The 13,939-nt window shown below is 71.6% G+C and carries 12 protein-coding genes and 1 pseudogene; 8 read left to right on the top strand and 5 right to left on the bottom strand.

Features of this window, described 5'->3' with window-relative positions; all coding sequences use genetic code 11:
• Nucleotides 1-10: 10 nt before the first annotated feature.
• Nucleotides 11-562 (bottom strand): annotated as a pseudogene (locus ABH920_RS16225) (gluconokinase); the annotation flags it as partial.
• A 231-nt stretch (nt 563-793) separates the two neighbouring features.
• Here ABH920_RS16225 and ABH920_RS16220 point away from each other — a divergent pair.
• Nucleotides 794-1,510, top strand: a complete 717-nt coding sequence (locus tag ABH920_RS16220) for a FadR/GntR family transcriptional regulator (RefSeq protein ID WP_370349805.1) — start codon at nt 794-796, stop codon at nt 1,508-1,510.
• A gap of 292 nt (nt 1,511-1,802) precedes the next feature.
• Nucleotides 1,803-2,699 carry an amidohydrolase family protein gene (locus ABH920_RS16215; RefSeq protein WP_370349804.1) on the top strand — a complete coding sequence of 299 codons (897 nt, stop codon included), beginning with the start codon at nt 1,803-1,805 and terminating at the stop codon, nt 2,697-2,699.
• 31 nt (nt 2,700-2,730) lie between these two features.
• Here ABH920_RS16215 and ABH920_RS16210 read toward each other — a convergent pair whose 3' ends face one another.
• Nucleotides 2,731-3,273 carry a DinB family protein gene (locus ABH920_RS16210; protein WP_370349803.1) on the bottom strand — a complete coding sequence of 181 codons (543 nt, stop codon included), beginning with the start codon at nt 3,271-3,273 and terminating at the stop codon, nt 2,731-2,733.
• A 44-nt stretch (nt 3,274-3,317) separates the two neighbouring features.
• Here ABH920_RS16210 and ABH920_RS16205 point away from each other — a divergent pair, with 44 nt between their 5' ends.
• Complete coding sequence (locus ABH920_RS16205; RefSeq protein ID WP_370349802.1) at nt 3,318-4,271, top strand: 2-hydroxyacid dehydrogenase; 954 nt, start codon at nt 3,318-3,320, stop codon at nt 4,269-4,271.
• Between the two features lie 1,002 nt (nt 4,272-5,273).
• Here ABH920_RS16205 and ABH920_RS16200 read toward each other — a convergent pair.
• Nucleotides 5,274-7,514: an MMPL family transporter gene (locus tag ABH920_RS16200; RefSeq protein WP_370349801.1), complete on the bottom strand. Its 2,241-nt coding sequence runs from the start codon at nt 7,512-7,514 to the stop codon at nt 5,274-5,276.
• A gap of 87 nt (nt 7,515-7,601) precedes the next feature.
• Here ABH920_RS16200 and ABH920_RS16195 point away from each other — a divergent pair, with 87 nt between their 5' ends.
• Together ABH920_RS16195 and ABH920_RS16190 are read left to right on the top strand one after the other, a co-directional pair.
• Nucleotides 7,602-8,270, top strand: a complete 669-nt coding sequence (locus tag ABH920_RS16195) for a TetR/AcrR family transcriptional regulator (RefSeq protein WP_370349800.1) — start codon at nt 7,602-7,604, stop codon at nt 8,268-8,270.
• Between the two features lie 297 nt (nt 8,271-8,567).
• Nucleotides 8,568-9,086 carry a DUF3145 domain-containing protein gene (locus tag ABH920_RS16190; protein WP_370349799.1) on the top strand — a complete coding sequence of 173 codons (519 nt, stop codon included), beginning with the start codon at nt 8,568-8,570 and terminating at the stop codon, nt 9,084-9,086.
• A gap of 143 nt (nt 9,087-9,229) precedes the next feature.
• Here ABH920_RS16190 and ABH920_RS16185 read toward each other — a convergent pair whose 3' ends face one another.
• Nucleotides 9,230-10,171: a nitrilase family protein gene (locus ABH920_RS16185; RefSeq protein WP_370349892.1), complete on the bottom strand. Its 942-nt coding sequence runs from the start codon at nt 10,169-10,171 to the stop codon at nt 9,230-9,232.
• 73 nt (nt 10,172-10,244) lie between these two features.
• Here ABH920_RS16185 and ABH920_RS16180 point away from each other — a divergent pair, with 73 nt between their 5' ends.
• Entirely contained in the window at nt 10,245-11,123 is an 879-nt protein-coding gene (locus ABH920_RS16180) for a LysR family transcriptional regulator (protein WP_370349798.1), read from the top strand.
• A gap of 76 nt (nt 11,124-11,199) precedes the next feature.
• On the opposite strand, the gene ABH920_RS16175 is transcribed toward ABH920_RS16180, so the two are convergent.
• A complete protein-coding gene (locus ABH920_RS16175; RefSeq protein ID WP_370349797.1) occupies nt 11,200-12,180 on the bottom strand; it encodes a DUF5937 family protein in 981 nt (326 codons plus the stop codon).
• A gap of 131 nt (nt 12,181-12,311) precedes the next feature.
• On the opposite strand from ABH920_RS16175, the gene ABH920_RS16170 reads away from it, so the two are divergent.
• Together ABH920_RS16170 and ABH920_RS16165 are read left to right on the top strand one after the other, a co-directional pair.
• Nucleotides 12,312-12,815: a tetratricopeptide repeat protein gene (locus tag ABH920_RS16170; RefSeq protein WP_370349796.1), complete on the top strand. Its 504-nt coding sequence runs from the start codon at nt 12,312-12,314 to the stop codon at nt 12,813-12,815.
• Between the two features lie 21 nt (nt 12,816-12,836).
• Complete coding sequence (locus ABH920_RS16165) at nt 12,837-13,868, top strand: hypothetical protein (protein WP_370349795.1); 1,032 nt, start codon at nt 12,837-12,839, stop codon at nt 13,866-13,868.
• Nucleotides 13,869-13,939 lie beyond the last annotated feature (71 nt).

Here is a 13,939-nt window from a genome sequence, read left to right as displayed (position 1 = left end):
CGTCATGCGCGGCTTCGTCCCGGTCGTGCTCGGCCTCGACGGCTTCCAGCTTCTCGGCACGGATCAGGCGCTCGGCGACGGTCAGCGGCGAGTCGTGGTCGTCGACCTTGACGCGCACCGGGTGCTCGTCGTCGGCCGGCGGCTCCAGGTCCCCGAACTGCGAGTCGAGGAGCTCCGGCGGGAAGAAGTGGCCGTTGCGCGCGGTGAGCCGCCGGGCCACGGTCTCGCGGTCGGCGTCCAGGTAGATCAGGCGCACCTGCGGACGCCCGGCCAGCAGCCGGTCGCGGTAGACGCGCTTGAGCGCGGAGGAGGTGACGACGCCGGGCCGCCCGCGGGCCGTGGTCTCGTCGATCCAGCGCCCGATGTTGTCCAGCCAGGGCCACCGGTCCTCGTCGGTCAGCGGATGCCCGGCGGACATCTTGGCGATGTTGGCGGCCGGATGGAAGGCGTCCGCCTCGGCGTACTCCCAGCCCAGCCGGCCGGCGAGCAGCGAGCCGATGGTGGTCTTCCCGCTGCCGGAGACCCCGGTGATGAGCAGGATGGGCGGTAGCGCGCCCGGCACGGCGGGCAATGCTGCGGGCGATGCGGCATTCACGGTTCAGTCTCCTTTGACCCCGTACGCGACACCTCGTGACGCGCCACGCGTCACGGTAGGCCAAAAAGTATGACGATTGAAGAGGTGGTGACTATTCCGTAATACGAAACGACTCGCGCCGGGGCGCTGAACCGGCGATGGTGGCGCGATGATGGTCTCGGACTCACCCGCACAGGACCTGGCAACGGGAGGAACGGCATGCCGGAGTTGGGCAAAGGACTGGCCGGCAAGGTCGCGGACGACCTCGGCCACGCCATCGCCGGCGGCCGCCACAACCCCGGCGACGTGCTCCGCACCGACGACCTCGCGGAGCGCTTCGGCGTCAGCCGCACGGTGGTGCGCGAGGCGGTCCAGGCCCTGCAGTCGAAGCGCCTGCTGCGCAGCTCCCCGCGTGTGGGACTGACGGTACGGCCGGTGCGGGAATGGCACCTGTACGACCCGGACGTGATCCGCTGGCGCCTGGCCGGAACGGAGCGCGCGACGGTGCTCGACGAACTGACGGAACTGCGCGGCGCGGTGGAGCCGGCGGCTGCGGCCGCGGCCGCTCGGCAGGCGGACCGGGCGAAGCGCACGAGCCTGCTGGAGAGCTCGGCGCGGATGCGCGCGGCGGCGGCGGTGGGGGACCGGACGTCGTTCCTGGAGGCGGACGTCGACTTTCACCGGCTGGTGCTGGGCATGTGCGGCAACCCGCTGTTCGCGCAGCTGGCGCCGGTGACGGAGGAGCTGCTGCGCGGGCGCGCGGCGCTGAAGCTGCTGCCGACCGCGCCGGATCCCGCCGACGCGGACCGGCACGACGCGGTGGCGGTGGCGGTCGCGGCGGGGGACCCGGGGCGGGCGGAGGTGGCTATGCGGGCTGTGGTGGCGGAGTCGTTGGAGGACATTCATATGCGGTTGGCGGGGCGGCGGGGGGAGTGAGCGCGGCGAGGTTTCGGGCGCGTCGGCGAGAGTGGTCGGGCGCGGCGGCGGGTTGCGGCTGCCGCAGTTTCGGTTGTGCTGACAGCGTTTCAGTGACTGGCGCAGAAGCCGGGCGCCGCCGTGCTAATAACAGGCCCGACTTCTACGGCCCGGCCGCCATCGGTACGACTGATGAGAGCCCTGATTTCCATGCCCGGCGCCCGCTCGGCCGGAAGTTCGGCGAGCTACGGTAGATCTTGTGTCAGAGACAGATCGCGTGCCTGAGAAAGATCTTGTGTCGGAAACGGATCTTGTGCCGGAAACAGATCGCGCGGCCACGGCCGAGGAGACCTCCGACGTCCGCCGCTTCTGGCAGGCGCTGGGCCTGCCGGGCCTGATCGACGTCCACACCCACTTCATGCCGCACCGCCTCCTGGACCGCATCCGGGCCTACTTCGACGCCGCCGGGCCGCTGATCGGCCGCGAATGGCCGATCCGCTACCGCCAGGACGAGGAGCAGCGGCTGGAGATCCTGCGCGGCTTCGGCCTCCTCGCCTTCACCTCGCTGGCCTATCCGCACAAGCCGGGCATGGCCGAGAGTCTGAACGCCTGGACCGCCGATTTCGCCGCCCGCACCCCCGACTGCCTGCACAGCGCCACGTTCTTCCCCGAGCCGGAGGCCGCCGCCTACGTCCCGGCGGCGATCGAGGCCGGGGCCCGCGTCTTCAAGGCGCACATCCAGGTCGGCGACTACGATCCCGCCGATCCGCTGCTGGATCCGGTGTGGGGGGCGCTGGCGGAGGCCGGAGTGCCGGTGATCGCGCACTGCGGTTCGGGGCCGGTCGCGACCCGCTTCACGGGCCCGGCGGCGATGGCGCCGGTGCTGGCCGCGCACCCGACGCTGCGGCTGATCGTGGCGCACTTCGGGATGCCCGAGTACGTCGAGTTCCTCGACCTGGCCGAGCGGTATGACGGCGTGCTGTTCGACACCACGATGGCGTTCACGGACTTCTTCGGGCGCGTCGAGCTGTCGGACCGGGACCGGAAGCGGATCGCAGAGTTCGAAGACCGGATCCTGTTCGGGAGCGACTTCCCGAACATCCCCTACTCCTACACACAGGCGCTGGAAGCCTTGTCCCGCCTCGATTTCGGGGACGACTGGCTCCGCGCCGTGTGCCACGGGAACGCGGCGCGGATCTTCGGGGTGTGACGCCGGACTTCAGCGCTTGGGCCCTCGGTCGTCAGCCTTCGTGGCGGCGGCCGGTCACGTCCCACAGGTGGTGGATCGGGTCGTGGACGAAGTAGCGGGCCAGCGACTCGATCGTGAAGTCGGAGCCGTCGCCGCGGTGGCCGGTGCGCTGCCACTCGTCTTCGGGCACTGATTCGAACTTCGCGGCGATCGTGTCGGTGGTGTCTACGAGTGCTGCGATGACGGTGTCAGGGTCCTGTTCGCCGTACTTGTCGTCCACCGCCGTGGCGTCCTGGTCCCAGTTCGCGTACTGCGGGTCGTCCTGCTCGACCATCAGCTCGACGCGGCGCAGGTAGACCTGGTTGCAGTCGCGGACGTGGCAGGCGTACTCCAGCGGCGACCACTTGGCCGGCTCCGGGCGCGTGCGGACGTGCGCGGCGCCGTGCTCGGCGAAGTAGGCGCGCCAGGCTTCGGCGTTGGCGCGCAGCAGGGCCGGGATCTGCTCGCGGGCGACGGCGCCGGCCGCGAAGCCGCACTCCGGGCAGGGGCGCTGGAGGACCCACGTCCAGTTCTTGGTGTCCGGTGTGATCGTCATGGCGTCACCCTAGCGGCGGGGGTGCGGTCGGTAGAGTGCGTTCCATGCCGCAGACAAGCTCACGCCGGGTATGGGTGCCTTACGGACAGTCCGCGAAGGAGGTGCCCGAGGGGCTGGTGGCCGACGTGTTCACCGGCCGGGACCTCGACGCGCCGGGCGGGGTGCCGGAGTCGATCGACGAGGTCGAGTTCTTCGTGCTGCCGTACATGTTCGTCAACGCGCACCCGGAGTTCATGGGGCGGATGCCGCGGTTGAAGGTGGCGCAGACGCTGACGGCCGGGTACGAGAACGTGCTGCCGTACGTGCCCGACGGCGTCACGCTGTGCAACGCCCGCGGACTCCACGACGCCTCGACGGCGGAGCTGGCGGTGACGCTGACCCTGTCGGCGCTGCGGGGCATCCCGCGCTACGTGCGGCATGCGGAGCGCGGCGAGTGGCAGCCGACGTACAAGGCCGACATCGACGCGGTCGACGACGCGCTGGCCGACAAGACGGTCCTGATCCTCGGCTATGGCTCCATCGGCTCCGCGATCGAGCGCCGCCTGGCCGGCTTCGAGGTCGAAGTGCTGCGCGTGGCACGGACGGCGCGCGAAGGCGTGCACGCCTTCACGGAGATCGACGCACTGCTGCCGCAGGCGGACGTGGTGATCGTGATGGTGCCGGCGACGGACGAGACGCGCGGCATGGTCGACGCGCGCTTCCTGGCCCGGATGAAGGACGGCGCGCTGCTGGTGAACGTGGCGCGCGGCGTGGTGGTGCGCACCGACGCGCTGATGGCGGAGTGCGCCTCGGGGCGACTGCGCGCGGCGATGGACGTCACGGACCCGGAGCCCCTGCCCCCGGACCACCCCCTGTGGCAGACGCCGAACGTGCTGATCACGCCGCACGTGGGGGGCGCTACGACGGCGTTTCTGCCGCGGGCGTTGCGAATGATCGATGCGCAGCTACGGCGGTTCGCGGCGGGGGAGGAGTTGGCGAATGTGGTGCGGGCGGGGTGAGGGGCGGTTGGTGGTGACGTCGGGGTGCGGGCGGCCGGCTTGGGGTTGAGGTGGGTGGCTGCGGTTTGGTGGGCGCGGGCGGGTGGGTCGGGTTTTTGCGGCGGCGGGCGCGGCAGGCCTGCGGTTAGCCGGGCTGGGGTTCGCGGCAGTGGTGGCGGGTTCGCGGGCGGCCGACGGCGGCGGCGGGTGTGCGGGGCGGCGAGGCCGGGTTCGCGGCGGGCGGCGGCGGCCGGCGGCGGGTGTGCTGGGTGGCTGGGCTGAGGTTCGCGGCGGGCGGCGACGGCCGCCGGCGGTGGCGGCGGGTACGCGGGGCGGCGCGGCTGCGGTCTGGTGGGCGCGGGCGGTTTGGGGGGGTCGGGTTTTTGCGGCGGAGGGTGCGGCGGGTGTGCGGGGCTGGGGTTCGCGGCAGCGGTGGCGGTCGCGCGGGCGGCCGTGCTGAGTTCGGGGCGGCGTCTGCGGCGGCGGGTGTGTGGGGTGGCGAGGCCGGGTTCGCGGCGGCGGTGGCGGCGGTCGATCTGGGGCTAGGTCCGGTTGCCCACGCTCAGACCGCAGCCCGGGCGACCAAAGCCGAGCCGCCGCGGCTGAGATCTTGGACCTCGGTGGCTTCGTGCAAACCGCCGGCCGCCGAAGGGCCGCGAGCTGCGACTCGGGGCGGCGCGCGGTCGTGTCCACCGGCACCGGCGGCCGCCAGCGGACCTTGCGCTGCGCATCCGAACTGCGTCCCCCCGCGAGGTCATCAAACCTTAGGCGAAGCCGTAAAAATCGCCTGTGAACCGCAAACTGGCCGCAGCGCCACGCCCACGTTCGGCCCAACTTCGCGGCGGATTTCGGGCCTGGGCGTTGACGGTGGAGCGCGCGCCGCCGATCCTGAAGTGGATCCGGTGGCGCGCGCTCCTTATTTGAGGTGGTCAGCCCCCTTGGTAGGGCGGGGCCCTACACACTGGAGCTCTGCGTACTGGGGACCTGGGCGCTAAGCGCTAGGCATTCAGCGCCAGCAACGTCCTACGCCCCCTCGCGTGAAGATCCGACCAGCTCCACCGGCCGGCCCGCGCCGCTGTCGGTGCCGATGTCCTCGCCCGCGTCCTCGCTCACGCCGAACCGTTCGTGCACCCACCGCAGCGGGCCCGGGGCCCACCAGGCGCTGCGTCCCAGGATGCGCATGGCGGCGGGGACCAGGATGCCGCGGATCAGGAGGGCGTCGATCAGGATTGCGATGCCGCAGCCCAGGCCGAAGAACTGCAGGAAGCTCACTGATGCCGTTCCGAAGGCGAAGAAGCTCACCGCGAGCAGGCCTGCCGCCGTCGAGACGATGCGGCCGGTTCGGGCCAGGCCCTCGCTCACCGAGTGGTGCAGGTCCGCGCCTTGGGCGTGGAGTTCCTTGATGCGGCTCGTGAGGAAGACCTCGTAGTCCATCGACAGTCCGAAGGCGATGCAGAACAACAGCACTGTCATCGCCGTGTCCATCGGACGTGGTGTGAAGCCCAGCAGTCCGGACAGGTGTCCCTGCTGGAAGACCCACACCATCGTTCCGATCGACGCCGACAGTCCCAGTGTGTTCAGCACCAGTGCCCGCAGCGGCTGGGTGACGCTGCCGGTGAACAGGAACAGCACGATGAACGTCGTCAGCACCACCCACGCGATCGCGTACGGCAGCCGCGCCGTGATCCCGTGCTCGGAGTCGATCAGCCGTGCCGTCTCGCCGCCGATCAGGGTCGACGTGCCCGCCGGGCCCGGGATCGCGCGGGCGTCCCGGACCAGCTGCTCCGCCGCGGCCGAGTGGCCGTCCGAGGAGGTGAACACCGTCAGTTCCTGGGCGGTCTTCGCCGCCATGCCGGCGTCGGACGGGTTCATGCCCAGCGACGCGCCGTGGGCGTACGAGCCCGCGCTGCTGTCCACGCGGACCGCGCCCGGCAGGGTCGAGAGCTTCGCCGCGTACGTGCTCACCGAAGCGGTGTCGGCCGGGCCCGTCGTGACGATCTGGACCGCCGTCGCCTGGTTGCCCTGGAAGTCGTTGTGCAGGGCGTCCGCGGCCTGGCGCGCCGGGGCGCTGGTCGGCAGCACCGTTTCGTCGGGGGTGCCGAAGGACGCCCCCAAGAGCGGCGTGGCCAGGAACGCCAGGACCGCCACCACCGGCAGCGCCATCAGGGCGGGGCGCTTCATCACGAGCGAGGCCAGGCGGCCCCACGCCGGTGCCGCCGAGCCCTGCTGCGCACCTCGTGCCCAGGGCAGCCGGCCGGCGTTGACGCGGGTGCCGAGGACCGCCAGCAGCGCCGGCATGATGATCAGGGCGCTGGCGGCTGCGATCGCGACCACGCCGATGCCGGCGTAGGCGAACGAGCGCAGGAAGTAGAGCGGGAACACCAGGAGTGCGGCCAGGGCGGCGGCGACCGTCAGGGCCGAGAAGGCGATGGTGCGGCCGGCTGTGCGCATCGTTCCGAGCACCGCGTCCTGGACGCTTGTGCCCTGCGACAGGTACTCGCGGAAGCGGGCGACCATCAGCAGCGCGTAGTCGATGCCCAGGCCCAGGCCCAGGGCGGTGGTGATGTTGATCGCGAAGACCGAGACGTCCGTGAGGCGGCCCAGGATCGCCAGTTCGGCGAAGGTGCCCAGGATCGCGACCAGGCCGATGGCCAGCGGCAGGAGTGCGGCCACCAGGCTGCCGAAGGCCAGGACCAGCAGGATGAGGGTCAGCGGGACGGCGATCGACTCCGCGACCGCCAGGTCCTTGGTGACCTGGTCGGTGACGTTGTGGTTCACCGCCGCGTCGCCGCCGGCCTGGACCGTCACCGCCGCGTTGTCCTTGACGTAGGCGCCGAGCAGGCGGTTCGTGGTCGTGCCGACCTGGTTGTCGTCGCCCAGGACGCGGACCAGGACCATCGCCTCGTGGCCGTCCGTGGAGCGCAGGCCCGGGCTGTGGTTGGCGAAGTACGACACGACGTTGCTCACGCCGTGGTCCGTCGACAGCTGCTGGGTCAGCGTCTGGCCGGCCTGCGCCGCGGCGCCGCTGTCGACGTCGCCGGTGCGGGCGCCGACCACCAGGACCAGGTTCGGCTGGCCGCCGAACTGGGCGTCGATCGCTTCCTGGGACCGCCAGGACTGGGAGCTGGTGTCGTCGAAGCCGCCGGACTTCAGCACGCCGAACGCGCCGATGCCGACCACGACCATGGCCACCAGCAGTATCGATGCTGCCGTCAGGACGGCTTTGGGCCGCCCTACCGCGAGTCTGCCGATTCTTCCGAGCATGGTTGTACAGACCCCCTCCGGGTCGGGCGTCGCGTCAAGTTGACGCCGTTAACATCGAGCATGCCGGTCATTGTTAACGGTGTCAACATGAGGCACGATGAACAGGTGACCACGTCGAAGACCACCCCCCGGACCCGCTACCACCACGGCGACCTGCGCAACGCCATGATGGATTCGGCGGTGGAGCTGGCGCGGACCGGCGGGCCGGACGCGGTGGTGCTGCGCGAGGTGGCGCGGCGGGTCGGGGTGTCGGCGACCGCGGCTTACCGGCATTTCTCCGATGCCGAGGCGCTGCTGGACGAGGTGAAGCGCAGCGCGCTGGAGGTGCTGGCCGAGGCGATGACGGCGGCGGTGGCGCGGGTCCCGGCCGACGGCGATCCCGGAGAGGTCGCGGTGGCCCGGCTACGCGCGGTGGCGCACGCTTACATCGACTTCGCGATCGAGCAGGCCGGGCTGTTCATGACGGCCTTCTGCCGGACGAACACCGTGCCCGGGCACGTTTACGGCGGCGAGCCGTATTCCGAGACCAGTGCCTTCCAGGGGCTGGGGTTGCTGCTCGACGACCTGGTCGCGACCGGGCGGATGCCCGCCGACCGCCGGCCCGGCGCCGACATCGCGGCCTGGTCGATGGTGCACGGGTTCGCGCTGCTGCTGGTCGACGGGCCGCTGGAGCGGCACCTGTCGGCCGAGGAGCAGGATTTCGCCCGGCGGCGGACGATCGATGTGATTGTCCGAGGGCTGACGGACGGCGAATAGGCGGTGGGAGGGAAAACCCCGAACAGTCCGTCGCGTATAGGACGGTCTGCCCATATCAGCGATCATATCTAAGGACTCATAGGGTCTGGCGGGTTCTGATGCGGTTGGAGATCACCCAATTGGCGGCCTGTGCTCAGGCCGCCGGGGAGCTTAGAGTGCAAGAGCACTAAGACAACTGGTGCCGCGCCCCGAGCGTGCGGCAGAATAAAGGCCGCTGACATGGGGCTCCACGAGTTGTGGTGCGGGCAAGGCCGCTGGGGAAGGCGAACCTCGCCGCAGCACAGCCAGGAGGTCCCGATGACGGCACAGTCGGCAAACAAGACAGTGACAAGCGGAGTCCTCTACATCCACTCCGCTCCACGCGCGCTCTGCCCGCACATCGAGTGGGCGGTGGCGAGCGTACTCGGCGTGCGCGTCAGCCTCGACTGGACGCACCAGCCCGCCGAACCGCACATGTGGCGGGCCGAGCTGTCCTGGCGCGGACAGGCCGGGACCGCCGCGAGCATCACCTCGCAGCTGCGGGGCTGGCAGCAGCTGCGCTTCGAGGCCACCGAGGACCCGTCGGACGGGACCGAGGGGGAGCGCTACTCCTCCACGCCCGCGCTCGGCGTGTACCGGGCCGCTACCGGCATGCACGGCGACATCGTCATCGCCGAGGACCGGCTGCGCGCCGCCCTGGCCCGGGCCCACCGTGGCGAGTCCACGCTGGAGCGCGAGGTCGAGGCGCTGCTCGGCAAGCCCTGGGACGACGAGCTGGAGCCGTTCCGGTACGCGGGTGAGGGGGCGCCGGTGCGGTGGTTGCATCAGGTCGGGTGATGCCCGCCGGGCGGTGCCCCGGATGCCGGACAACGACGCCGGACCATGACGCCGGATCATGGCGCCGTTCACCCTCACGGGTGGTCTTCGGCGACCGGTATTTGAGCTGGCTGATGATCGGCTCGGCGCCGGAAGCGCCATGATCAGCTGAACCGCGCCGTCCGTGCGTCCACCTCGTCGCCGTACTTCGTGGTCAGCGGCCGGTACAGCTCCGGCCGCCGGGCCCGCAGCCAGCGCCGGCCGGTGGCGGTCGGCACCAGGTCCAGGTCGAGGTCGGCGGCGACCATGTCGTCGGCCGCGGCCCCGGACTCGGCGAGGATCCGGCCGTAGGGGTCGATGATCATCGCGTTGCCGGTGCGGACCTCGTCGTCGTCCCGGCCCACGCCGTTGCTGAAGACCACGAACAGGCCGTTGTCGTGGGCCCGGGACGGCAGCCAGCGCAGCAGCCACTCCCGGCCGTTCGGGCCGCGGAAGGCGTCCCGGACGGCCGCCGGGTCGGTGTGCCGGTTCTCCCAGACGCTCACCGGGATCGGCTTCATCCCGTGCGGGCTCACCGAGTTGGTGCCGCCGGTCTGGTGCGGGGCCAGCAGCACCTCGGCGCCGAGCAGCGCGGTGGCGCGGACGTTCTCGACGAGGTTGTTGTCGTAGCAGATCAGCACCCCGACCCGGACGCCCCACGGCGTGTCGAACACCGTGTAGCGGCTGCCGGAGGAGATCGCCTCGTGTTCGAAGGCGTGCAGCTTGCGGTGGAGGTGCACTGTGCCGTCGGGCAGACAGACGGCGTAGGCGTTGAACAGCCAGCCGTCGCGCTCGGTGAGCAGCCCGAAGCCGATGCCGAGGCGCAGCTCGGCGGCCAGGGCGCGGACCCGGGCGATGCTCGGGCCGTCGTCGGGCTCGGCGACGGCGTGCAGATAACCGGCGTCGCGCTTGGTCAGGTGCCAGTATCCGAGCAGGCACATCTCCGGGAACGCGACCAGCTGCACGCCGTCGGCCGCGGCGGCGCGGGCGAAGTGCTCGACCCGGGCCAGGTTGTCCTCCTTGGCGCCCGGGCTCGGTTCGAACTGGACTGTCGCGGCGCGAAGCATCATGCGTCTATGCAAGCTCCGCCGCCTTCGATGAGTCCAATGAATGTCGCGAGGCTGTCGATAAACTGCGGGAATGGAAGACCGGCTGGTGCGGGCATTCGTCGCGGTCGCCGACCACGGCACGTTCGGCGCGGCGGCGAAGGCCCTGGCCGTGACCCAGCCGGCGCTGACCAAGCAGATCCAGGCGCTGGAGGCGCGGATCGGCGGGGCGGTGTTCCGGCGCGGACGCCTCGGCGCCCGCCTGACCCCGCTCGGCCGCACCCTGCTGCCCGACGCCCGGGAGGCCCTGGACCGGCTCGACGGCTTCGAACTGCGGGCCAGACGGCTGACGGCCGGCGGCGCGGGCCGGCTGGCGCTGGCGTTCGGGCTGTCGACGATCGACTTCGCGCCGCGCGCGGTCGCCGAGTTCCGGCGCCGGCACCCCGACGTCGGCGTCACGCTCGACGACATGGCCTCGGCGGTGCAGCTGGAGCGGCTGCGGCGGGGGCAGTTGGACGCCGGGTTCGCGCGGCTGCCGGTGGACCCGGACCTGTCCGTGCTCGAACTCGGCGTCGACCGGCTGACGCTGGCGGTCCCGGGGAACGTCGACACCGGGCCCGGCGTGCGGGAGCTGATCCGCCGGCACGGGATGGTGGCGCTGGTGCAGACCCGGGGGCCGGGGTTCGTCGACCAGGTGAAGCGCTATCTGGCCGCCGAGGGGATCAAACCGCGGGTATTGCAGCGCGCGAACGATCTGCAGACGGTGATGGCGCTGGTCGCGGCGGGTGTCGGGGTGGCGCTGGTGTCGGCGCGGGCGCCGGTGGTGATCGCGCCGGAGCGGATCCGGTGGGTGCCGATCGATCACGAGGCGGCGCGGTGGCGGGTCGGGCTGGTGTGGGGCGGGGGCGAGGTCGCGCCGGCGTTGGCGGCGTTCCTGGAGGTCACGCGGGAGTTGGCGGCCGGCGGGTGGTGATCGGGGATCAGGTCTCGGCGATCGAAGCGATGAAGCGATCGGAGCGATCGAAGCCTGATGCTCGGCGCCGAACGAGCTAACGCCCCTGCACGACCCGGTCGCCGAGCTCGGTCCGCCGGTACCGGATCTCGTGCCGGTGCCGCTCCCCGACGACCATCCCAGCCTCCCGCAGGACCGTGAGGTGCTCCGAGACCGTCCCGAGCGCCAACGCGTGCCGGTGCGCCAGCAGGCTGGTCGAGGTCGGCTCCTCCAGCCCGGTGAGCAGGTGCGCGCGGGTGCGGCCGACGAGCTTGGCCAGGGCGGCGGCGGACGTCCCGCGGCGAGGTTCGAAGGCGTTGCCCAGGCCGCGCGCCGGGTAGACGAGGGTCGGCTGCCAGGGCGCGTCGGTGATGACGACGACCTCGTCCCACTTGAAGACGGTCGGCATCAGGATCAGGCCCCGGCCGTCGAGGTCGTGGTGCTCGTCGCCGCCGGGGTCGCGGATCAGGGTGTCGCCGGTCCAGTGCACGGTCGGGTGCAGGCCGGCGAACAGGCCGTCCAGGCCGCCTTCGGCCAGGCGCCGGGACTGGTACGCGACGTCGGCCTCCAGCAGCGCCCGGATCCGCGGCCAGTGCGGGGCGACCAGGGTCTCCCAGGCGCCGCGGATCAGCTGCGTCAGCAGGCTGAGGACCTCGGCGGGCGGGCCGAGCAGCAGCCGGCCGGTCGGGGTGTCGCGGGCGCCGGGGGTGTACCGGAGCGCCAGCTCGATCTCGCGGCGCACCACGGGCTCGGGCGTGGCGGCGATGCGGGTCAGCTCGGCGTCGAAGTCGCCGACCGGGGCGGTCGGGGGCGGGGCGAGGAAGTCCGGGGTGTAGCCGCGGCGCGGTTGCAGCAGGACGATCGGGTCCAGGTCGAGGCCGGGCAGGGCCGGGCGCACGCTCTCCAGCCAGCGGCCGTGCGCGCCGGGGCCCTGCGGGCCGGTCGCGTCGCGGATGGCGGACAGCGTCTCGAAGGCCGGCGAGACGGCGAACCGGCATCGGGCCAGGTCGGCGGGGCCGAAGCCGAGGCTGATGGGCATCTGGTTCCTTCTCCCGGGCGCTGGGTCTATCGGAGGTGTTTCGGTGGTGACCGAAAGAGTATCCATGATCCCGGCGCTTCGGCACGATCGTCCTCGCACCGCCGAACACCCTGACGAAACGGAGAACGATCATGACCGCCGCCCTGAAGGCCGACGTCAACCGCCAGGTCGCCGCGCTGTTCGCGGCCATCGACGACTACTCGGAGGAGGCCTTCATCGCGCAGGTCGACGCACTCGCCGCCGAGCTGCCCGAGGGTGACGCCGACGGCGTCTTCCACCGCGGGAGCGCCCGCGACAGCTGGGGCCACTCCGACCTCGCCGTGCCGCTGTACGCGCAGGCGCTGGAGACCGGGGGCCTGACCGGCGAGAACCGGCGGCGGGCCGTGATCCAGATGTCCAGCTCGCTGCGGAACGTCGGCCGCGTCGACGAAGCGCTGGCCACGCTGCTCAGGGAGAAGGAGACCGGCGGCGAGGACCACCTGTCCGACGCGCTGGACGCCACGATCGCGCTGTGCCTGGCCACGCTCGGCCGGGAGCGCGAAGGGCTGTCGTTGGTGCTGGTCGCGCTGGCCAAGCACCTGCCGCGCTACAACCGGTCGATGGCGAACTATGGCAGGGTCCTGCTTGAGGGCTAGCTTCTACGGCAGGATGACTGCATGTTGATGAAGCGTCATCCCGCGAACCCGATCCTGCGTCGCAACCCCGACCAGCCCTGGGAGGCCGGCTCGGTCCTCAACGGCACGGTCGTGCGGGGCGCGGACGGCGTCGTCCACATGCTGTACCGCGCGACCAACGGGGTCGAGTTCAGCACCGCGGGGCAGTACGTCTCCTCGATCGGGATCGCGGACAGCACCGACGGCGTGCACTTCGTCCGGCGCCCCGAGCCGCTGATCGCCCCGGACCAGCCCTACGAGCACGGCCTGGGTTGCGAGGACCCGCGCGTGGTGTACCTCGACGGCGAGTACTACATCTACTACACGGCCGTCGAGGGCACGCCGCCGGACATCAAGGTGCGCATCGCGCTGGCGACGACGCCGGACCTGCGCGCCGACACCGTCACCAAGCACGGCGTCGTCGGCCCGCAGGGCGCGCCGTCGAAGGCTGCGACGCTGTTCCCGGAGCCGGTCGACGGCAAGTACCTCTGGTTCTTCACCTGGTGCTCTGACACGCCCGGCGCGGCGATCATCCACACCGTCTTCGACGACCTGGACGCGGTCAAGAACCCGCCGCCAGGCCACATCGCCGCCGCGATCGACAACTACGACGACACCGCTGTCCTGATCCCCGGCGACCGCGCGGAGCTGGCGAAGAAGCGGGTCCGCCGCGGCCCGGAACTCGGCGCCCCGCCGATCCGCACTGACGCCGGCTGGCTGTTCTTCTACTGCAACTCCGACAGCGAGGAGGAGCCGGAGTGGCAGATCAGCGTCGCGCTGCTGGACCTGGCCGAGCCGTGGCGGGTGATCGCGCGCACGCCCGCGCCGCTGCTGACCCCGCAGACCGAGGCGGAGCTGACGGGGGTGGTGAACCGGGTGACGTTCCCGTCCGGCGCGCTGGTCATCGACGGGCTGGTGCATTTGTATTACGGCAGCGGGGACCAGGGGATCTGCTTGGCGACGTGCGAGCTCGACGCGCTGCTGGAGCACCTGACGTCGTTCCCGGTGAAGGACGTCGGTCCCTGCGTGGGCTGAGGCTGCTCATCGCGAGAGACGAATCAGCCCCCGACCGGTGCCGGAGCACCACGCCGGGGGCTGAATCGATG

It is taken from the genome of Catenulispora sp. EB89, assembly GCF_041261445.1.
Classification (GTDB): domain Bacteria; phylum Actinomycetota; class Actinomycetes; order Streptomycetales; family Catenulisporaceae; genus Catenulispora.
This window is presented reverse-complemented; position numbering and strand designations above follow the sequence as displayed.

Coding starts and splice junctions, on each gene's coding strand:
- ABH920_RS16220 (WP_370349805.1), top strand. CDS start 794: ATGCCGGAGTTGGGCAAAGGACTGGCCGGCAAGGTCGCGGACGACCTC.
- ABH920_RS16210 (WP_370349803.1), bottom strand. CDS start 3,273: ATGACGATCACACCGGACACCAAGAACTGGACGTGGGTCCTCCAGCGC.
- ABH920_RS16205 (WP_370349802.1), top strand. CDS start 3,318: ATGCCGCAGACAAGCTCACGCCGGGTATGGGTGCCTTACGGACAGTCC.
- ABH920_RS16200 (WP_370349801.1), bottom strand. CDS start 7,514: ATGCTCGGAAGAATCGGCAGACTCGCGGTAGGGCGGCCCAAAGCCGTC.
- ABH920_RS16195 (WP_370349800.1), top strand. CDS start 7,602: ATGAGGCACGATGAACAGGTGACCACGTCGAAGACCACCCCCCGGACC.
- ABH920_RS16190 (WP_370349799.1), top strand. CDS start 8,568: ATGACGGCACAGTCGGCAAACAAGACAGTGACAAGCGGAGTCCTCTAC.
- ABH920_RS16185 (WP_370349892.1), bottom strand. CDS start 10,171: ATGCTTCGCGCCGCGACAGTCCAGTTCGAACCGAGCCCGGGCGCCAAG.
- ABH920_RS16180 (WP_370349798.1), top strand. CDS start 10,245: ATGGAAGACCGGCTGGTGCGGGCATTCGTCGCGGTCGCCGACCACGGC.
- ABH920_RS16175 (WP_370349797.1), bottom strand. CDS start 12,180: ATGCCCATCAGCCTCGGCTTCGGCCCCGCCGACCTGGCCCGATGCCGG.
- ABH920_RS16170 (WP_370349796.1), top strand. CDS start 12,312: ATGACCGCCGCCCTGAAGGCCGACGTCAACCGCCAGGTCGCCGCGCTG.
- ABH920_RS16165 (WP_370349795.1), top strand. CDS start 12,837: ATGTTGATGAAGCGTCATCCCGCGAACCCGATCCTGCGTCGCAACCCC.